17 protein-coding genes are annotated in these 19,849 nt (G+C 66.0%); 9 read left to right on the top strand and 8 right to left on the bottom strand.

The window, feature by feature from the left end; genetic code table 11:
- Positions 1–8: 8 nt before the first annotated feature.
- Together AC10V3_RS08380 and AC10V3_RS08385 are read right to left on the bottom strand one after the other, a co-directional pair.
- A complete protein-coding gene (locus tag AC10V3_RS08380) occupies positions 9–1,019 on the bottom strand; it encodes a tripartite tricarboxylate transporter substrate-binding protein (protein WP_490923498.1) in 1,011 nt (336 codons plus the stop codon).
- A complete protein-coding gene (locus tag AC10V3_RS08385; RefSeq protein WP_022534669.1) occupies positions 1,016–2,452 on the bottom strand; it encodes an amidase in 1,437 nt (478 codons plus the stop codon). The genes AC10V3_RS08380 and AC10V3_RS08385 overlap by 4 nt, the downstream gene beginning before the upstream one ends.
- A 118-nt stretch (positions 2,453–2,570) precedes the next feature.
- Here AC10V3_RS08385 and AC10V3_RS08390 point away from each other — a divergent pair, with 118 nt between their 5' ends.
- Positions 2,571–3,452 carry a LysR family transcriptional regulator gene (locus tag AC10V3_RS08390; protein WP_022534670.1) on the top strand — a complete coding sequence of 294 codons (882 nt, stop codon included), beginning with the start codon at positions 2,571–2,573 and terminating at the stop codon, positions 3,450–3,452.
- An 18-nt stretch (positions 3,453–3,470) separates the two neighbouring features.
- On the opposite strand, the gene AC10V3_RS08395 is transcribed toward AC10V3_RS08390, so the two are convergent.
- On the bottom strand, positions 3,471–4,109 hold the full coding sequence (locus AC10V3_RS08395; RefSeq protein WP_022534671.1) for a c-type cytochrome: 639 nt from the start codon (positions 4,107–4,109) through the stop codon (positions 3,471–3,473).
- Between the two features lie 22 nt (positions 4,110–4,131).
- Entirely contained in the window at positions 4,132–5,862 is a 1,731-nt protein-coding gene (locus AC10V3_RS08400; RefSeq protein ID WP_490923501.1) for a pyrroloquinoline quinone-dependent dehydrogenase, read from the bottom strand.
- 351 nt (positions 5,863–6,213) lie between these two features.
- On the opposite strand from AC10V3_RS08400, the gene AC10V3_RS08405 reads away from it, so the two are divergent.
- Positions 6,214–6,894, top strand: coding sequence for an ankyrin repeat domain-containing protein (locus AC10V3_RS08405; RefSeq protein WP_022534674.1), 681 nt, complete (start codon positions 6,214–6,216; stop codon positions 6,892–6,894).
- A gap of 11 nt (positions 6,895–6,905) precedes the next feature.
- Here AC10V3_RS08405 and AC10V3_RS08410 read toward each other — a convergent pair whose 3' ends face one another.
- The gene (locus tag AC10V3_RS08410; RefSeq protein WP_022534675.1) at positions 6,906–7,970 is read right to left on the bottom strand and encodes a YVTN family beta-propeller repeat protein; all 1,065 of its coding nucleotides are present in this window, start codon (positions 7,968–7,970) and stop codon (positions 6,906–6,908) included.
- Positions 7,971–8,006: 36 nt separating this feature from the next.
- On the bottom strand, positions 8,007–10,328 hold the full coding sequence (locus AC10V3_RS08415; protein ID WP_022534676.1) for a TonB-dependent receptor: 2,322 nt from the start codon (positions 10,326–10,328) through the stop codon (positions 8,007–8,009).
- A 215-nt stretch (positions 10,329–10,543) separates the two neighbouring features.
- On the opposite strand from AC10V3_RS08415, the gene AC10V3_RS08420 reads away from it, so the two are divergent.
- A complete protein-coding gene (locus tag AC10V3_RS08420) occupies positions 10,544–11,305 on the top strand; it encodes an NADPH-dependent F420 reductase (RefSeq protein WP_454752574.1) in 762 nt (253 codons plus the stop codon).
- A 49-nt stretch (positions 11,306–11,354) separates the two neighbouring features.
- Here AC10V3_RS08420 and AC10V3_RS08425 read toward each other — a convergent pair whose 3' ends face one another.
- Entirely contained in the window at positions 11,355–12,308 is a 954-nt protein-coding gene (locus AC10V3_RS08425; protein ID WP_041681014.1) for a Bug family tripartite tricarboxylate transporter substrate binding protein, read from the bottom strand.
- A gap of 80 nt (positions 12,309–12,388) precedes the next feature.
- Entirely contained in the window at positions 12,389–13,816 is a 1,428-nt protein-coding gene (locus AC10V3_RS08430) for an amidase (RefSeq protein ID WP_022534679.1), read from the bottom strand.
- A gap of 249 nt (positions 13,817–14,065) precedes the next feature.
- Between AC10V3_RS08430 and poxR the strand changes: the two genes are divergently transcribed.
- The 6 genes from poxR (at position 14,066) to AC10V3_RS08460 (ending at position 19,813) form a co-directional block, all read left to right on the top strand.
- Positions 14,066–15,787 carry a phenol degradation transcriptional regulator PoxR gene (gene poxR, locus AC10V3_RS08435; protein ID WP_454751821.1) on the top strand — a complete coding sequence of 574 codons (1,722 nt, stop codon included), beginning with the start codon at positions 14,066–14,068 and terminating at the stop codon, positions 15,785–15,787.
- A 500-nt stretch (positions 15,788–16,287) separates the two neighbouring features.
- On the top strand, positions 16,288–16,512 hold the full coding sequence (locus AC10V3_RS08440; RefSeq protein WP_490923503.1) for a phenol hydroxylase subunit: 225 nt from the start codon (positions 16,288–16,290) through the stop codon (positions 16,510–16,512).
- A gap of 69 nt (positions 16,513–16,581) precedes the next feature.
- Positions 16,582–17,577: an aromatic/alkene monooxygenase hydroxylase subunit beta gene (locus AC10V3_RS08445; protein WP_022534682.1), complete on the top strand. Its 996-nt coding sequence runs from the start codon at positions 16,582–16,584 to the stop codon at positions 17,575–17,577.
- 25 nt (positions 17,578–17,602) lie between these two features.
- Positions 17,603–17,875, top strand: coding sequence for an MmoB/DmpM family protein (locus tag AC10V3_RS08450; protein WP_022534683.1), 273 nt, complete (start codon positions 17,603–17,605; stop codon positions 17,873–17,875).
- Between the two features lie 33 nt (positions 17,876–17,908).
- Positions 17,909–19,420 carry an aromatic/alkene/methane monooxygenase hydroxylase/oxygenase subunit alpha gene (locus AC10V3_RS08455; RefSeq protein WP_454751822.1) on the top strand — a complete coding sequence of 504 codons (1,512 nt, stop codon included), beginning with the start codon at positions 17,909–17,911 and terminating at the stop codon, positions 19,418–19,420.
- A 33-nt stretch (positions 19,421–19,453) separates the two neighbouring features.
- On the top strand, positions 19,454–19,813 hold the full coding sequence (locus tag AC10V3_RS08460) for a phenol hydroxylase subunit P4 (protein ID WP_022534685.1): 360 nt from the start codon (positions 19,454–19,456) through the stop codon (positions 19,811–19,813).
- Positions 19,814–19,849 lie beyond the last annotated feature (36 nt).

Here is a 19,849-nt window from a genome sequence, read left to right on the forward strand (position 1 = left end):
TCTCCTTACTATGGCTTTGGTGGTCTGCGTGACGTCCAGGCATCGGGATTCCGCAACGCGAGCGGACGCCAGAACTCGCGCTCGGCGTGCAGCGTGCGGGCCACGGTCGCGCCAGGCAGACCCGTTGCTTCCAGACCGACACGCGACAACAAGACTTTCATCTGCGGTTTGTGCATGGCGGCGACGAACGTCCGCTCCAACCGTTGCACTACATCCGGGGGCGTTCCCGCAGGCACAAAGGCGCTGTACGACGCATTCGCGTGATCGAATGCGCCGATGCCAGCCTCGCGCACGGTCGGCACATCGGGAAGGCCCGCGTTTCGATGGGTGCCAGAGACGGCCAGGATGCGAATCTTTCCTGCGCGATAAAGCTCCAGCTGGCTGGCCAGGGCGTCTGTGGCTAGCGGAACGTGCCCGCCCACGAGGTCCGTCACAAGCGGCGCGCCTCCTTTGTAGGCCACCGGCCTGAGAGGGACGCCTACCGTTTGCCCCATGCCGAGGATGGCGAAATGCAGTGTCCCGCCCAGCGAGGTGAGGCCGATATTGCCCTGCGCAGGGTTCGCACGGACCCAGCTCACGTACTCCTGCAGCGTCTTGTAGGGGCGATCCGCGCCCGCCGATATCACCGTGGGGACTTCTGCAAGCTGAGCCACGGCAATGAAGTCGCGATCGACGTCATAATCAAGCCGTCGGTAGGTCATCGGGAAGATGACCAGCGGCGCATTCGATGAAAGCAGCACAGTCCGGCCGTCCGGCTGCGACCGTTTCACGGCGTCGATGGAGATGCGTGTCGATGCGCCCGGCCTGTTTTCCACGATCACCGTGCCCATGCCTGCCAAGCGCAGCTGGTCTGCCAGCGCGCGCGCGAGGGTGTCCAGCGCCCCCCCGGGCGGGAAGCCGACAACAAGCCGCAAGGGCGTTGCGTTCGTCGCAGAGGCTTGCGCGCAGGCCGGGTTCGCTGCCAGGGCGGCCAGGGCGGCCACCGAGCCAACCGCAAGCAAACGGCGTATCGATTTCATCTTGCCACCTCCACATCTGGCCAGCGGGACAAGAGATCCTGGGAAGCCTCGAACAGCGCAGCCGCGCCGAGAAGGTCGGACTCCCCGCGCAGACGACCCACCAACTGCAACCCGATGGGCAGTCCGTCACGGCCAAAGCCGCAAGGCAGGGTGATGGCGGGGTGGCCGGTCAGGTTGAACGGCATGGTCCAGGGGAACCAGTTGGATCGCACCTCGTCGTACAGCCGGCCATCGATCTCTATCTGCCCGAACAGATCCTGGTCAATCGGCAGCGCAGTGCGCGCAATGGTGGGAACGGCGATGAAGTCGTGGTCACGCAGCAGCGCCTGCACGTGCCGGAACAGCCGGGTGCGTTCGAAGTTGGCCCGTTGGTAGTCGACCGCACTGTAGTCATTGGCAAGGGCCAGCTGCTGCAACAGCGAAGGGCTGAGCCGGTCAGGCTGCTCCCGGGCCATCTGACCGAAGCGCGCTCGCCATACGGTGTGGTTGATGGTTCGCCAGAGCGGCTCGATGTTGAAGCCCGAGCCAGGCATTTCTGCGAGCTCCGCACCCAGGTCCTGCAACCGCTCCAGGGCAGAGGCGAAACACGCGGCCACATCTGCCGCGAGCGGTCGGCCTGGCGGCGCGCTTGCGAACAGGATCCGCTTATGCCGCAGGTCAGTGACAGACCGCATTTCACCGAGGTAATCGGTGGCCTGTACGCCGGCAGACCACGGGTCCGACGCGTCTTCGCCGGCCATTGCCTGGAGCATCAAGGCAGTGTCGGCCACCGTGCGCGAGATAGGGGTGACGTAGGTGAGGTTGCCGAAGGCATCCTCCACTTGAGAATGCGGCACCAACCCGATGCTTTGCTTCAGGCCAACGACACCATTGCAGGCCGCCGGAATGCGGGTGGAACCGCCCCCGTCTGTGGCGATGCCTATCGGGGCGAGGCCGGTCGCTACTGCCACCGCCGCGCCGCCGCTGGAGCCACCGCTGGTGCGGTCAGGGTGCCAGGCATTGCCAGTGCGTCCAAACAGAGGGGCATCGGTCAGGCACTTCGCGCCGAATTCCGATGTGGTCGTTTTCCCGATGAGGATGGCTCCCTGGCGGCGTAGCCGGGCGGTGGCTACCGCGTCCTCGGTCGGAACGTTGTCCGCGAACAGCAGCGAGCCGAAGGTCGTACGCACTCCCTGCGTGTTCACCAGGTCCTTGCATGCGTAAGGAATGCCATGCAGCAATCCTGCAGGCTCCCCGCGCATGAGCGCTTGCTCTGCGGCCCGTGCCTCGCGCATGGCCTCGTCCGGGCACAGCGTGATGAAGCAGTTGAGGTTCGATTGAAGCCGGGTGGCACGGTCCAGCACGGCACGCGTCACTTCGACCGGGGAAATCTCGCGGGCGGTTATCGCTTCGCGAAGCCGCACCGCAGGCAAAAAGCAAAGTTCCTCATTCATCCGAAACACCCTGGGAGATTCCGGCTCAAGTGACCGGCGACGAATCAAAGTTGACACGCACCTCCCCACCCGGTCCAATACTCGTTCACAATCAGGCCATATGGGAATCGTATGACTTATGGACCTTAAGAGCCTGCGTTATTTCGTTGCCGTAGCCGAGGCCCGCAGCGTGGGCAAGGCCGCCGAGCGCCTGCATATGGCGCAACCGCCGCTGTCCGTCCAGATTCGCAACCTCGAGGCACAACTCGGCACGGCGCTCTTTGTGCGCGAATCCACCGGAATGCGACTGACAGACGCGGGAAGCGCGCTCTTCGCCCGCGCGCGCGAAGCGCTGGCGTTGGCTCACGAGGGGTTCGAGGCTGCACGCGCCGTAGGGTCGGGGCGGCGCGGGCGGCTGTCTGTCGGCTACATGTTTTCGCTCGGCTACGCTGTACTGCCGAAGCTCGTGCCGCAGTTGCGCCGCACACTCCCGGACGTCGAACTGCAGTTCGTCGAGATGAGCACCGCGACGTATGAAGCGCAAATCGTTGACCACAAGGTAACACTTGGTTTGTGCATGCCACCGATTCAGCGGCCGGACCTGTCCACGACGATCGTGGGCATGCAACCGCTACGGCTGGCCTTGCCTGCACGTGCGCAGCTCGCACGGCTTTCGTCGGTACCGGTGGCACGGCTGCAGGGGCAGAGGCTGATTGCGCTGCCCACACTGAAAGAGGGCGCAGACACTTCGATGGTTGCGGCTTTGCTGCGGCGCCACCAGGTCACCATGCAAATCGTCGAACGGGTGGAAACGGTTCACGCAGCACTGGCTCTGGTGCTTGCAGGCGAGGGGTATGCGATCGTGCCCGCGTGCGCGGAAATCGGCCGGCCTCCGGGTGTAGTGTTCCGAAAGCTCAGGGAGGTCACAGAGGGGTTCGAGGTGGCCGTCTGCCGGCGCCGCGATCTGGAAAGCCCTTTCATCGAGCCGTTCATCGCGGCGGCGCGGCACGCGCTTCGATGACCGCTATGCATCGGCGGATCAATTCAGGCTGGTTATGTAGTTGGCGAGATTCCTGATATCGTCATCACTCAGGTTGCGCGACACGCTCGTCATATTCCCCGCGTCATTCGTACGCCGGCTGGCCCGGAAATCCTCCAGCTGCTTGACGATATACGCGTACTGCTGCCCGGCTACCCGCGGTATTTCGTTCTGCCCGGCGAATCCGCCCAGGTGGCACATCGTGCAAAGCACTTCCTCCGATTTGCTGCGTCCGGCCGCGACACGCGCTGCATCGACCTTGTAGGTCGAAGCCATCGGCTTCTGCGCGGCAAAGTAATCGGACAGGTCCAGCATGTCTTCTTTTGACAACGGCGTGGCCATGGGCGACATGGCAGGGTCGTTGCGCCGTCCTTCCTTGAAGTCACGTAACTGCAGGTAGAGGTAGCGCGCAGTCTGTCCCGCCAGTTGCGGATAGGCAGGATCGGTGGAATTGCCCTGCGGGCCGTGGCAGGCAACGCATACCTGTGCCTTGGCCTGCCCGGCGGCCGCATCGGCGCGGGCATTGCCGCTTGCGGCCGACAGTGCCAGCAGGGCACACACAACGGCGAGCACCGTGGCGGGCACCACGGCGCGCCGCGCCGCGGAATGGCGGCGCGGACGGATCGGGGTGTCCGGCATGCTCGGCTCCCTTGCCACGAGCCTATGGCAACGCAAAGACAAAGATGCTGTTGCCGCGCTTGAAGTCCAGCTGGGTGTTGCCGCCGGCCGCGACGGCAATGTACTGCTTGCCGCCGACGGTATAGGACACTGGCGGTGAATTGACGCCGGCTCCGCACTGGAACTGCCACAGCATCTTGCCGTTGGCCGCATCAAACGCCTTGAACAGGCCGTTGCCTTCGCCAGTGAAGACCAGCCCGCCGGCCGTAGCCAGCACGCCGCCGATCAGCGGCTGCTCGGTCTTGTAGTCCCATGCCACCTTGCCGCTATCGATATTGACCGCCGAGAGCTTGCCCCACTGCTGCTCGCCCGGGATGACTTTGAAGGCGCCGCCCAGCCAAAGCTTGCCGCCCGGGTAGGGCACGTCTTCCACCTGGTAGGTCATCGGCTGATGCAGGTTGGCGGCATAGGCAAGCCGCATCCTGGGGTTGAACGCCATCGGCGACCATTCCACGCCGCCGTTTGCGCCCGGCAGCATGCGCGCGCCTTGTGGGGTGGGCAGGGCCCACATGTTCTCCTGCGGGATCATCGCCTGCGAATAGCGGATCAGGCGGCCGTCGCGGCGGTCGTGCACATAGACGTGCCCGGTCTTGCCGCCGTGGATGACGCCCGGGATCATCTGGCCTTTTTCATCGCGCACGTCGACCAGGATCGCCGGGCTGGCTGCATCCAGGTCCCACACGTCATGGGCGATATATTGCGAGTGCCACTTGTAGGCGCCGGTGTTCAGGTCGACCGCGACCAGCGAATCGGTGTACAGGTTGTCTCCGGGACGGATCGCGCCGTACAGGTCCGGGGACGGATTACCCACCAGGAAGATCGCCAGCTTGTTGGCACGGTCGACGGCCGGGGCCATCCACACACCGCCACCAAGTGTCTTGTAGAAGTCGCCGCCCTTGTCGGCCAGCATCTTCTTCTCTGCGGCGATGTCGCGCTTCATGTCGCGCCCGGTGGCGTCCTTGGTGGCCCATACGCCTTCATGGCCCTTCTCGGGGATGGTGTGGAAGGTCCACAGCAGCTTGCCGTCGGTGGCGCTGTACGCCTTGACGAAGCCGCGGATGCCGTACTCGCCGCCATTGGTGCCGATCAGGATCTTGTCGTCGACGACCACCGGCGCCATGGTCTCGGAGTAGCCGAGTTCGGGGTCCGCGATCTGCGTTTCCCACAGCAACTTGCCGGTCCTGGCGTCAAGCGCGACCAGCTTGGCGTCGAGCGTGCCCATGTAGAGACGATCGCCACTGATTGCGACGCCACGGTTGTTGGGCCCACAGCAGAACGTGGTGACCGGTCCCATCTTGTGCTTGTAGTGCCAGAACTCCTTGCCCGTCACTGCGTCGATGGCATAGACGTGGTTGTAGGAAGTCGTCAGGAACATGACCCCGTTGACGACGATCGGCGCGGTCTCCATGGACTCCATCACTGCCGTCTGGAAGACGAAGGCGGGCCGCAGCCTGGCGACGTTCTTTGTGTTGATCTGCGCCGCCGGGTAGAAGCGCGTCTGCACGTACGACCCGTTGGAGTGCAGCCAGTCGTTGTCATTGGTGCCCGCGGCATCGAGCTGCGCCTGCGTGACCGGCCGCAGTGCACTGGACATCGGCGCACCGGGCGTAGTCGCACCGCCCTGGATTTCCTCGGCGCCGAGCGCGGCGGAAGCAGTGAAGGCAAGGACCAGCAGGGGGAGGGCGTGCCTGGAGAGGCGAGGGACTGAGAGCATGGGGCGCTCCTTATTCGAGTCTTGTCGACCTGGCCGCTTGGGTGAGCGAAACGCACAAGTCGATGCGCATCGTTGCGACGCAAAGCAGGTCCTGCCGCGCGTCGAAGTGGCCCGAGGTGAAGTGCAGTATAGGCAAGAACCCAAGCAAAACAACCAGCACACCAGGCGCGGTTTGCAGGCTGCGGGGGCACCGTTGAAGCGGTGCGTTGCAGCATGAAAAGGCGGCTTGAATTTGTGCTTCGCGCGCACCAAACTTAGCGGGCGGGCCAGCAGAGGCGGCCGGGAACGGCCTTGCAGTGCGGTACCCGTCTTGCGCAACGCGACGCGCCGGTTGTCATCGGAGGGGCCGAAATGAATCGTCATCTGCGGAGGATTTCAGTAGCGTGCCTGTGCGCGCTCGGCCTGCTCGCAGGCAAGGCAGCTGCAGAAGGCGACATCAGCGTGAACGCGCGGCTGCTTGCTTCGGCGCGCGCCGGGGATGAGGCCGGCGTGCGCAGTGCGCTGGCACAGGGCGCTGCGGTGGACTCGCGCAACCGTATCGGCGACACGCCGTTGCTGACTGCCTCCAAGCGCGGCCTGAGCGGCATGGCGCGCGCGCTGGTCGAACACGGCGCCAATGTCAGCCAGCCGAACCTGCAAGGCGTGACGCCGCTGATGGCGGCTGCTTTTGGTGGCTACCAGGAGATCACCGCGATGCTGCTGGCGCGTCATGCCGAGCTGAACGCCACCGACCGCGTCAGCAAGACCGCCATGATCTACGCAGCGGGAGAGGGTCGCACGGTGGTGGTGAAGCAGTTGCTCGATGCCGGCATCGATATCAACGCGCGCTATGCACATGGCCTGACGGCGCTGATGTGGGCGGCCGGCTACGACAAGAATGATGTCGTGCAACTGCTGCTCGCGCGTGGCGCCGATGCCTCGCTGCGGGATGATCGCGGGCTGACTGCGCGCGAGATTGCCGAGCAGGCAGGCGCGAAGAACGTGATAGCTACCCTGGCGCGCAGCCAGACCGCGGCGGCGCCGGTGAAGTAGCGCCGCTCCGCTCACGGCGAATCGATCGAACCCACGCTCTTCGGATAGGTCACGATGCCCCAGCTTAGCGGCAGTCCGTCGAATTGCCGCACCGGCTGGTAGGTGCTTGCGTCGAAGACAAACACCGCATTGGAGCGCCCGCACGCCACCAGCAGCCGCGCATCGTCCGGCGTGAAGCTGAAATGCCAGCAGCGCTTGCCTACCGCGATGTCGGCCAACGACGCGAAGGTCTGCGCATCGAACACCTGCAGGGTATCGGCGCGCGCTGCGGCGACGAACAGCCGCGCGCCGGCGCGATCGAACGCCACCCCGTAGGGACCGGTGCGCGTCGGCACGGTGCGCTGCACGCGGAAGTCCGTGGCGTCGAGCACGACGAAGGCATTGGCCAGTTCCAGCGTCACCACGTAGCGCTTGCCGTCCGGGCTCGCTTTTATCCCGCGCGGGCGCGAGCCAGCCGGCATCGGCAGCAGCTTCACTTGCCTGCCGCTGGCCTTCTCATAGACCGTGACGGTGTCGTCGCCTTCGTTGGTGACCAGCATCAGCTTGCCATCGCGCGAGAACTCGATGCCTTCGGTTTCCAGGCCGCTGCGGATCGTCCGGCTCACGCGCCAGTCCTTTAGGTCGATCACGGCGATCTCCGCCGGCAGGGGCTTGTCGTCATTGCCTTTGGTCTTTGCGGATGGTGGCGGCGCGGCTCCGGGCGGGCCGGAGCGCTCGCCCGGTTCGTAAGTGACGAAGGCCTGGTTGCCGGCCACGCGCACGAACTCCGGGTTCTGTCCGATCGGCACGCGTCGAAGCACCTGGCCCGTGGCAATGTCGATCACCGACAGGTCGCCCGTGTCCTTGTTGGCCGCCAGCAGGTATTTGCCATCGGCGGTCACGCCCAGTCCGCGCGGCCCCTTGCCCCCGACCGGGAGGGTGGCCACGGCTTCGAGCCGGTCCAGGTCGATGACGGTAATGCCACCGCCTTCGGTCGATACGTAGGCCTGCGCTGCGTTGGCTGCAGCGGGACACGCCAGCGCCAGTAAGGCAGCGGCCAGCCGGTGCCGCGTACGGCAGGGAAGTTGCGAAGGCATGGCGTCTCCTCGTTGCTTGGATGGTTGGCGGCCCGCTCAGCGTCCGTCCCATTCATAGCGCACGCCGACCAGGAACAGCCGGGGCGCGCCGGGTGCGACAAAGCGCTCGATGGGTACGGCCGCGCCCGGTTGCAGCAGCGTGCCGCCCGGGAACAGGTTGTAGCCCACCTGTCCGTAGGTCTCGTAGCGGCGGTCGAACAGGTTGTCGATGCGCCCATAGAGCTGCCAGCGCGGTGAGAACTGCCAGCTGGCGCGCAGGTTCAGCAGCAGGTAGCCAGCGGTGCGGGCGAGACCGGGGTCCTGCGCGCTGAGCGCGCCATCCTCGTTGCCCGCGACCGGACGCGAGGACGACACGATCACGTCGCCTCCCACGTTGACGCTGGCGGTCGCGCGCCAGTCGGCCCCGAGCTTGAAGCTGTGCAGCGGAATGCCTGCCATGCGCGTGCCCGGATGCACCGCCACCGGTGCGGCGAACGGTGTTTGCAGCTGGCCGTCCGCCTGGTAGGTTGCCTGCGTGTAGCTGTAACCCGCGCGCAGCGTCAACCGGTTCAGCCGCTGGCGCAAGCCGAACTCCAGGCCCTGGTTGCGCGTCTTCGGAAAGTTCGAGAAATACCCCAGCGGACTGAACGGCGAGCGCTGGAAGATGATGTCGTCGGTGTTGTCGCTGCGGTACAGCGCCAGGGTCAGCTCCGCGGCATCGGTCGGCTGCCAGCGTCCGCCCAGCTCCACGGTGCGCGTGACCACCTGGCGCAGGAACGGATCGGCCTGCAGGCCGGTCGGCAGCTGGCAGGCATTGGCCGGGTCCGCGCAACCCAGCTCGATCGCCGTGGGCATGCGCGTGCCTTGCGAGGCGGAGCCGAAGATCGTCAGGCTGTCGAACAGCAGGTGCGATGCCCCCACCGACGGGTTGAGCCGCGAGAACGTGAAGCGTTCGTCCGATTGCGTGGGCGCGCCCAGCACAGTATGCCGGCGGCCGTCGTTCCAGCGGGCGGCCAGCGTCAGGAAGGTGTGGGGAAGCAGGCGGATGGTGTCAGTGGCGTACAGCCCTACGGTGCTGTCGTGGCCGTCCAGCGCGGCGTTGGTGACCACCGGCGCGCCGGGATCGCCCAGCGCAGTGCGCGCAGCATCGAAGCTGGCCAGCTGCGTAGTCTGCGTGTAGCGCGACTGGTTCAGGTCCAGCGCGGCACCCAGTGCGAAGCGGTGCGTCTCGCCATCGTGCGACCACTGCGCCGACACGCCATAGGTGGTCTCGCGCACGGTGGAAGCATTGAGTACGGCATTGGCGGGCGCGTCATCCCGCTCGCAGTCATCAGTGCCGGCGGCACCCTGGCAATCAAGCAGGGTGTCGAGGTAATCATCGTGGATATCGCCGCCGTTGGCACGCGAGCGGGTGTGCCGCACATAAGCGGTCAGCTGCAGCTGGTCTTGCGCATTGAACTGGTGTGCGCCATTGAGCGTCAGCTGCAGCGACTTGACGCGCGTGACGTCCGGTGCGGTGTAGATAGCGCGCCGGTCGGGGCCGTAGATGCTGTCCGGCGTCAGGCCGTTGCCCGACAGCCGGCTGTTGCTGCCGAGCAGGCTGAGGCTCCATTGCGTGGCGCTGGTCGAGCGGCCCAGCTTGAAGAAGAGGTTGCCGAGATCGCTGTCGGAGCGGTCGCGCCAGCCGTCCTCGCGCCAGCCGGTGCCGGCAAAGTAAGCGTGCCAGCCGTCGCCCAGCGAGTTGCCCGCGCTGGCATCGAGCCGCGCGCGGCCGTAGCTGCCGATGCTGAGGTCGGCCTCCACGCCCTGGTGCGTTTCGCCGGACTTGGTGACCAGCGCGAGCGCGCCGCCCAGCGTGTTGAGCCCGTAGAGCGGGTTGCTGCCGGGCACCAGCGTCACCGTGCTGATGGCGGCTTCCGGAATGCCGGCCCAGTTGATGACATCGCCCAGTGCCGCGTTCTGGCGCACGCCGTCGAGGTACAGCGACAGCCCTTGTGCGGAACCCAGCGTGGGCGAGAGCCGGTAGCCGCGATAGAGGATGTCCTGCGCGAACGGATTGCCCTGCGCGTCATTGACCACGATCCCGTTCATGTTCTCCGCCAGGAAGGACGAGAGATTGGCGGATTTTGCACGTTCCAGGTCGCCATCGGTGGCAGTCTGGACGTTGGCGGGAAAAGCCTGTCGCTCGATGGTGAAGCCGGGCAACGGCGTCGGGGCCACGACGGTGACCTCTTGCAGGTTGTGGACCTGGTCCGCCTGGCCGCCCGCGTCAGTCTGGCTGGCTTGCTGCGCTGCGACAGGCGTAGCCGCCGCCAGCGCAATGACGACCATGCCCGGCGCATGCCGGGACGGGCGGGTGCGGCGTCGGGCGTGGGCCATGGGGTTCCCCTCTCGCGCCGCATCGCGCGGGCGGCTGTGATGGAGATTTCTTGGCGTGGCGCAAATGCTACCTAATCTAGTCCAGCGTGCAGGCGGTGCCAAGGGCGATTGCCCGGTTCGCCATTTTTTCGCCTAGAGTTTCTTGGGCGGCCACTGTGCAGCAGGAGATCTTGCGTACCGGCCGCAGGGCCAGGCAGTCATCCCAGGAGCGCGCGATGCAAGAGCCGGTAGTTGTCATCGATCCCGAACGCCGCCGGATGCTGCGGGCGGGGGCACTGGCCATCCTGACGCTGAGCCTTCCGCCGTCGACCGGCTGCGCTCAGCGAACCGCCGCTGCCGGGAACGCGGGGCCGGCGCGCATCGGAGTGATCGGCTCCGGGCGCATCGGCGGGACCGTCGGCGGGCTCTGGGTCAAGGCGGGGCACCCGGTCCTGTTCTCGTCGCGGCATCCTGAATCGCTCAAGCCGCTGGTCGACGGCCTTGGCCCGCTGGCGCGGGCGGGCACGGTCGCTGAGGCAATCGCCTTTGCCGATGTGCTGTTCCTCGCCACCCCTTATGGCGCTTTGCCGCAACTCAGCCAGGAGAATGCCGGGGCGTGGTCAGGCAAGATCGTGCTGGATGCCACCAATGCCATTGCCCAGCGCGACGGCGCCATTGCCGATGAAGCCCAGCGCAACGGCATTGGCATCACCACGGCAAAATACCTGCGCGGCGCGCGCGTGGTGCGGGCATTCAATTTCATGGGGGCGACCAACTTCGCCAATGAACATCACCGGCCCGGCGGCCTGATTGCCGTGCCGATCGCCGGCGACGACCAGACGGCGCTGCAGGTGGCGGCGCAACTGGTGCGCGACGCGGGGTTTGAACCGGTGGTGGTGGGCCCGCTCGCCAGCGCAGACAAATTCGCGCCGGGCGGGCCCTTGTTCCGTCAGATTGGCACTGCCGAAGAATTTCGCAGGAAGATGAGCGGGCAATAGCCGCCGGGAGGGTTGCTTGCCGGGTCAGGGCCGGCGGTGGCCTGCGGACTCAGTCTTCCGCTACGAAGCCTGTCGCCTCGACGATCGGCTTCCACGCGGCCCGCTCTACCTGGATGCGTCGCCGTGCATCCTGGCCGGATCGTGCCACTACCTCGAGGCCGAGGGCTTCCAGCTTTGCCGCAGTTGCGGCGTTGCCGGAGGCGGCGATGAACATCTTCTCGACCTTGGCCAGCACGTCGGGCTGGGTGCCCGCGGGTACAAACACACCGTACCAGCTGGTGGCATAGTCATACTGGTTGAACCCCTGTTCCTTCATGGTCGGCACGTCCGGCAGAGCCTTGGCGCGCCGCGTGCCGCTCACGCCGAGAAACTGCAGCTTGCCGCCCTTGTAGAGCGGCATCATGCTGGCGACCGCGTCCCAGCCGATCGACACGTTGCCGCTGATCACATCCACCAGCATCGGCGCCGCACCACGGTAAGCAGCCGGCGTGATCGAAATGCCTGCGGACTTGCCCAGCGCCACCGTGCCAAGGTGGCCCGCACTGCCAATCGTCGCCAGGCCCAGGCTGGCTCCACCGGGGTTGCGCTTCGCCCAGTCGACGTACTCCTTCATGTTGCGGTAGGGCTGCTGCGGGCCTGCTGCGACGGCGGTTGGAACGTCAGTCAGCACCGCGGCAGGTATCAGATCCTTGTCGGCATCGTAGCCCAGCTTCTTGTAGGTCAGCGGGAAGATCGTGAACAGTGGCGACGGGCCGATGAATACCGTCCTGCCGTCCGGCTTTGCCCGCTTCACATAGTCAAGCGCCAGCCGCGCCGACGCGCCAGGCCGGTTTTCTACGACCACGGTGCCGTGGCCATCCTGGCGCAGTTGCTCGGCGTATAGCCGGGCCAGGCTGTCGGCAGCGCCGCCTGGCGCGTAGCCGACGATGATGTGCATCGGCTCGGCATCGGCTGCCCGGGCAGGGGTGGACATGGCGACGGCGGCTGCGGCAATCGTGGTCACGGCAAGCAGGCCTCGCGCAAGGCGGAGAGTGGGGATCATGTCAGCGAAAGCAGGAATGAGAGGAGAAAAAAAGCGCGTACTCAGGGCAAGGCTGGCCATTGCGCGCGGAAATCATGCACGGACTCGAATAGCGCCGCTGCGCGCAGCAATGCCGCGTCCTGGCGGAACTGTCCTACCAGTTGCAGGCCGATGGGCAGGCCGTCCTGGCCAAAACCGCACGGCAGGCTGATGGCCGGGTGTCCGGTCATGTTGAATGGCATGGTCCATGGAAACCAATGGGCCCGCACATCTTCATAGGACTGTCCGTCGATCTCGATCCGGCCGAACAGGTCCTGGTCCAGCGGCAGTGCTGTGCGCGTCAGCGTCGGCATGGCGAGCAGGTCGGCACGCGCCAACAGCGCCTGCACCCGCAGGAATAGCTGTGAGCGCTCGAACATGGCCTGCTGGTACTCCACGCCGCTAATATGGGCGGCGGATTCCACCTGTCTCACGAAGGTGGGGCTCAGCAGATCGGCATGCTTCTCGACGATGGGTGCGAAGCGGGTGCGCCAGACCGTATGGTTGATGGCGCGCCAGATCGGCTCCACGTCGAAACCCTCGCCGGAGAATGGCTCCAGCTGCGCCCCCAAGGCGCGCAAGCGTTCCAGGCTGGCCTCGAATGCCGTCGCCACATCCGCCGATACCGGCCGCCCTGGTGGTGCCAGGCAATACAGAACGCGCCGCCCGCGCAAATCGCCCTGCGGCTGCGCAGCGGCGATGTAGTCCGGCACTGGCACGCCGATCGACCACGGATCGCAAGCATGCTCGCCTGCCATTGCCTGCATCATCAAGCCGGTATCGGCCACTGTCCGCGTGGTCGGCGTGACATAGGTCTGGTTGCCGAAGAGATCTTGCGCCTGGCTATGCGGGATCACGCCCTGGCTTTGCTTGATGCCCACCACCCCGTTGCACGCGGCCGGTATGCGAGTCGAGCCGCCGCCGTCCGTCGCCACGGCTAGCGGCGCGATGCCGCTGGCCACCGCCACCGCCGCGCCCCCACTCGACCCGCCGCTGGTTCGGTCCGGATGCCATGCATTGCGAGTGCGGCCGAATAGCGGAGAATCCGTCAGGCATTTCGACCCGAACTCCGGCGTGGTGGTCTTGCCGATCAGGATTGCGCCCTGGGCTAACAGGCGCGCGACCGACACGGCATCTTCTGCCGGCACGTTCTCGCGCATCGGCTGTGCGCCGAAGCTTGTCCGTATGCCGCGTGTATTGACGATGTCCTTGACGGTGAATGGGATACCGTGCAGCAGGCCCAATGATCGTCCCGCCATGACATCCTGCTCAGCCGTGCGAGCTGCCGCCATGGCCTCGTCGGTGCACAGCGTGATAAAGCAGTTCAATGTCGGCTGCAAGCGTTCTGCGCGAGCCAGCACCGCTTCAGTCAGCGCCACCGGCGAGACTTCCTTGCGGCGGATGCGAAGCTGCAATTCTGCAGCGGAAAGAAAACAAAGCGCTTCGCTCATGAGGCGCGTCTCCTTGCGCGCGGTCCGGTACATGGCCGGCCATTGTGAGGTAATTTCAGATATTAACGCGGCGGGCGAAGGGGCGGGGAGAATTAGCCGCACGGCCTTCGCCGGGGCGCATACGGGGGGCGCTGCCGGACGACAGCAGGGGAGTCCCACTAGAGGGTTGTCCTCCCCATGGCACATAATGTGCATACCATGCGGCCAAAAGACAAACGAGCGGAACACCCGCCGCCACAAGGGGAGACAATGAGCAGTACAACCGACAAGTTCTCGGCCACCATGCGCGATGGCCTGGCCGATCTCGCCCGCCGCCTGCGCTTTGCAATGGAGGAAGGCGCGATCTGGCTGGACGAGCAGCGCATGATCCTGATCCACACCGCCACCCTCGGCGCGCTGCGCAAGGAGCTGGTGGACACCATGGGCATGGAGCGTGCTCGCGGCCTGTTCATGCGCATGGGCTTCCATTCCGGCATGCGCGATGCCGAGATCGCCAGGAAGCTGCGCGGCGGCCACAGCGATTTCGGCCAGCTGGAGATCGGGCCTTGCCTGCACACCATCGAAGGGGTGGTACGGGTCACGCCGGTCAAGGTCGACATCGATATCGCCCGCGGCATCTACGATGGCGAATTCCTGTGGGAAGACTCGTTCGAGGGCGACGTCCACCGCCAGCTGTTCGGCATCGTCGACGAACCGGCCTGCTGGATGCAGATCGGCTATGCCACCGGCTATACCTCGGCGCTGATGGGCCGCACCATCCTCTATCGCGAGGTCGAGTGCATTGCCTGCGGGCACGCCCACTGCCGCATCGTCGGCAAGCCGGTGGAGGCGTGGGAAGACGGCCAGCAGGTCCTGGCGCAATACCAGCCCGATCCGGTGATCGAGACCATCCTGGCATTGCAGAGCGAAGTCGAGCACCTGCGCGCACTGCAGGGCAGCCCCGCCACGCCGGCCGACCTGGTCGGCAACTCGCCCGGCTTCCGCGCCGCGTGGGGGCTGCTGCAACGCGCCGCGGCCAGCAACGTGACCGTGCTGCTGCTGGGCGAGACCGGCGTGGGCAAGGAGCGCTTCGCGCAGGCGCTGCACAGCGTCAGCGGGCGCGCCGACAAGCCCTTTGTCGCGGTCAACTGTGCCGCGATCCCGGACGAGCTGATCGAGTCCGAACTGTTCGGCGTGGAGAAGGGCGCCTTCACCGGCGCGAACCAGTCGCGCCCCGGCCGCTTCGAGCGCGCCCACGGCGGCACCCTGTTCCTGGACGAACTGGGCGAGCTCTCGGCCTCGGCGCAGTCCAAGCTGCTGCGCGTGCTGCAGGAAGGCGAGGTCGAGCGCGTGGGCGGCACCGGCTCGCGCAAGGTCGATGTGCGGCTGGTGGCTGCCACCAACGTCGACTTGGCCGAAGCCGTCAAGGCCGGCACCTTCCGCAAGGACCTTTACTACCGGCTCAACGTCTACCCCGTCACCATCCCGCCGCTGCGCGAGCGGCTCGACGATATCCGCGCGCTGGCCGAGCGCTTCGTGGCCCGCTACAGCGCGCGCCACGGCAAGCGCATCGTCGGCATCACCGACCGCGCGCTGGCCGAGCTGCGCCACTATGACTGGCCCGGCAACGTGCGCGAACTGGAGAACGTGATCGAGCGCGGCGTGATCCTGGCCAGCCAGGGCGGGCAGATTTGCGCCGAGCACCTGTTCCTGCCCGGCACCGCGACACCGCCGGTGGACACCGCGCCGCGGCTCGGCGCCGGCGGCACGCTGCCTGAGCTGCGCGAGGCGGCGGTGCATGCCTTGCTCGACCAGATGTCCGAGCAGCAGCTGGCCCTGGGCGATGTGGAGACCGTGCTGATGGAGGCGGCGATGCAGCGTGCCAACGGGAACATGAGCCAGGCGGCGCGGCTGCTGGGGATCACGCGGCCGCAGCTGGCGTACCGGTGGAAGATACGCAGTACGCGGGGCGGAAACGGCCACGGCAACTGAGGCCGCTGAGCAGCGTCGCTCATAGTTGGTTTGCGCCCTCTCACCGCTTGCGGGAGAGGGCGCTTGCATCTGACTGTTCGCGTTCCGTCGCGCTTCCCGGCCGCCATGATGGCCTGTTCCCCTGGCTTCACCATTTGATGCACTGCTAATCACCCAGGCATCCACGCGCCGCAGCGCAATGCTGCAACGCGCCAGCCAGTTTCCCTTGCCAGATCAAGCCCCTGCATCCTCGCCGGCACGCCTTGCTGTTGCGTCGCGGGACACTCGCGCAGCGCCGCCCCGGCTACCCGCAAACGCCCGCCCGGCGCGGCTTTTGATCATTTGATCAAGCCCCGCGCGCAGCTTCATCAAATCATCGACGCCGCCGGCCCGCCGCCTTCCGGGTTAACGCCGACACCGAGCCCCGCCGCTTCCCCGCAACCCTTGTCCCATCGCGCTTTGCGCCCGCTGGCACGCTCTTCGCAATAAGGGCTGCAACCAGCCAGGCAAAGGAGCGCGCCATGAACACCCCGTCGTCGGTACCCCTGTTCGAAGCCACGCCCCGCTACGTGCGGGTGGAGGGCCGCACGCCCGAGGGGTTCGTGCAGTTCGCCTTCAGCGTGGCCGACCCCGAGCTCAACGTCGAACTGATCATGCCCCAGCCGATGTTTGAAGCCTTCTGCTGCGTCAACCGCGTGCGCTTCCTGCCGCCGCTGGCAGACGCGTCCCAGGAATCCGGGTGCTGAGCCCGCCCAACGCAAGCCGCCGCATCAAAAGCCACCGCATCACAAGAGAAGGACACAGGAGACCAAGCGATGCAAGTCGATATCAAGACCCAGCAGATCCAGCCGCTGCGCCAGACCTACGGCCACGTTGCGCGCCGTTTCGGCGACAAGCCGGCGTCGCGCTACCAGGAGGCGACCTATGACGTGCAGTCGGAGGTGAATTTCCACTACCGCCCGACCTGGGACCCCGGCTTCGAGCTGTACGACAAGCGCCGCACCGCGGTCGTCATGCAGGATTGGTACGCGCTGAAGGACCCGCGCCAGTACTACTACGGCGCTTACGTGACCACGCGCGGGCGCCAGCAGGATGCTGCCGAGAAGAACTTTGCCTTTGTCGAGAAGCGCGGCCTGCTGCAGGCGCTGCCGGCTGAATGGCAGGAGCGCCTGGCCGCGGGGCTGCTGCCGCTGCGCCATGTGGAGTGGGGCGCCAACATGAACAACTTCTACTGCGCCGACTACGGCTGGGGCACGGCGATCACGCAGGCCTGTACCTACTGCGCGATGGACCGCCTTGGCATTGCACAGTACCTGTCGCGCATCGGCATGCTGCTTGACGGCAATACCGGCGTGGCGCTGGAGCGCGCCAAGGTGGCCTGGCTGGAGGGCGCTGCCTGGCAGCCGCTTCGCCGCTTTGTCGAGCACAGCTTCGTGATCGATGACTGGTTCGAGACCTTCGTCGCCCAGAACCTGGTGCTCGACGGGCTGCTCTACCCGCTCATCTACCAGCACGCCGATGCGGCGATCGTGCGCGCCTGTGGCACCGGCCTGGCCGTGCTGACCGAGTTCATGAACGACTGGCGCGACGAGCACGCGCGCTGGGTCGATGCGGTGATCCAGGCGGCCGCCGCCGAGTCCGAGGCTAACCGCGTGCTGCTGTCCGGCTGGGCGCGTGCCGCCACGGCGGAAGTGGCCGAGGCGCTGGTGCCCGTTGCCAGCGTGCTGACCAGCGAAGACGGCGCGCAGATGGTCGCGCTGTGCCGCGAACAGTTTGAAGTCCGGCTGCGCAAGCTCGGCCTTGCCGCCTGACCAGCCCGCCATCCGGAGACACGCCATGCAAGCCAACGTCTACATCGCCCTGCAGAACAACGACGACACCCGCCCGATCATCGACGCCATCACTGAAGCCAACCCGCACGCGGTGGTCTCGCAGTTCCCGGCCATGGTCAAGATCGACGCCCCCGGCCACCTGACCATCGTGCGCGAGCGCGTCGCCGACAAGCTCGGCCGCGACTGGGACCTGCAAGAGATCCACCTGAACCTGATCTCGCTGTGCGGGAACATCGACGAGGACGAAGACGCCTTCACCCTGCGCTGGAACGCCTGATCCGGCGGCGCCACAGAACACTACGGAGACATCATGGACGCACGCAAGAAGCTCAACCTGCGCGAGAAGTACGCCTCGATGACGCGGGACCTGTCCTGGGAAACCACCTATGAGCCGATGGACAAGGTCTTTCCCTTCGACAAGTACGAAGGCATCCGCATCCACGACTGGGACAAATGGGAAGACCCGTTCCGCATGACCATGGATGCGTACTGGAAATACCAGTCGGAGAAGGAGCGCAAGCTGTACGCGATCATCGACTCGTTCGTGCAGAACAACGGCCACCTGAACGTGTCCGACCCGCGCTACCTGAACGCGCTGCGGCTGTTCCTGACCGGCGTGACGCCGCTGGAATATGCCGCGCACCGCGGCTACGCGCACCTGGGCCGGCACTTCCGCGGCGCCGGCGCGCGCGTGGCGGCGCAGATGCAGTCGATCGACGAGCTGCGCCACGCCCAGACCCAGCTGCATACGCTGTCGGTCTATAACAAGTATTTCCACGGCTTTGGCGAATGGCGCCATATGCATGACCGGGTCTGGTACCTGTCCGTGCCCAAGTCGTACTTCGAAGACGCAATGAGCGCCGGGCCGTTCGAGTTCATCACGGCGATCTCGTTCTCGTTCGAATACGTGCTGACCAACCTGCTGTTCATGCCGTTCATGTCCGGTGCGGCCTACAACGGCGACATGGCGACCGTGACTTTCGGCTTCTCCGCGCAATCGGATGAGTCGCGCCACATGACGCTCGGGCTGGAAGTGGTCAAGTTCCTGTGCGAGCAGGACCCCGGCAATATCCCCATCCTGCAGAAGTGGCTGGACAAGTGGTTCTGGCGCGGCTTCCGCCTGCTGACGCTGGTCGGGATGATGATGGACTACATGCTGCCCAAGCGCGTGATGTCGTGGGGCGAGGCGTGGGAGATGTATTTTGAGCAGGCCGGCGGTGCGCTGTTCAAGGACCTGGAGCGTTACGGCCTGCGCATGCCCAAGTACCACGACGTGGCCACCAAGACCAAGGACCGCATTACGCACGAAGCCTGGGGCACCTTCTACAACTACGCCGCCGCGGCCGGCTTCCATACCTGGGTGCCGAAGGAAGACGAGATGGCGTGGCTGGCCGAGAAGTACCCGCAGACCTTCGATCGCTACTACAAGCCGCGGCTGGACCACTGGCAGGAGCGCCAGCAGGCCGGCGAGCGCTTCTACAACGCCACGCTGCCGATGCTGTGCCAGACCTGCCAGATCCCGATGGTGTTCTCCGAGCCGGACGACCCCACCCAGACCTGCTATCGCGAAAGCAGCTACCACGGCATGAAGTTCCATTTCTGCTCGGACGGCTGCAAGGACATCTTCGACGTCGAGCCCGCCAAGTACGCGCAGGCGTGGCTGCCGGTGCACCAGATCTACCAGGGCAACTGCGGCGGCGCCTCGCTGGACGACGTGCTCAAGTGGTACCGCCTGAATCCCGGCGCGGACAACCTCGACTTCGAGGGTTCGCAGGACCAGCGCAACTGGAACGCCTGGAAGGGCATCACCCCTGCCGCCTGACGCGCAGGCCATCAGAGAGACAAGGAGACAACCATGCCAGTCGTATCCATCGGCGACTATGCATTCGAGGCGGCCGACCGCGAATCCGTGTTCCACGGCAACCGCCTGCTCTACATCGGCTGGGACGGCCACCTGCTGTTCTGCGCGCCGCACTGCTTCCCGTTCCCGCCGTCGATGCCGCTGCGCGCGGTGGTGGAGGACGTGCTCCCCGGCGTCTACGGCTATCACCCGGACTTTGCCCGCATCGACTGGCAAAAGGTGGAGTGGCTGCGCGGCGGCCAGCCCTGGCAGCCCGACCTGGACCGCTCGCTGGAAGAGAACGGCCTGGGCCACAAGACCGTGATCCGCTTCCGCACGCCGGGCCTTGACGGCATCGGCGGAAGCCGCAGCTGAGCGCAGCGCAGCGCGCAACACCGGAAGGAGACCGAG

This window comes from Cupriavidus sp. PB-02 (assembly GCF_058252315.1).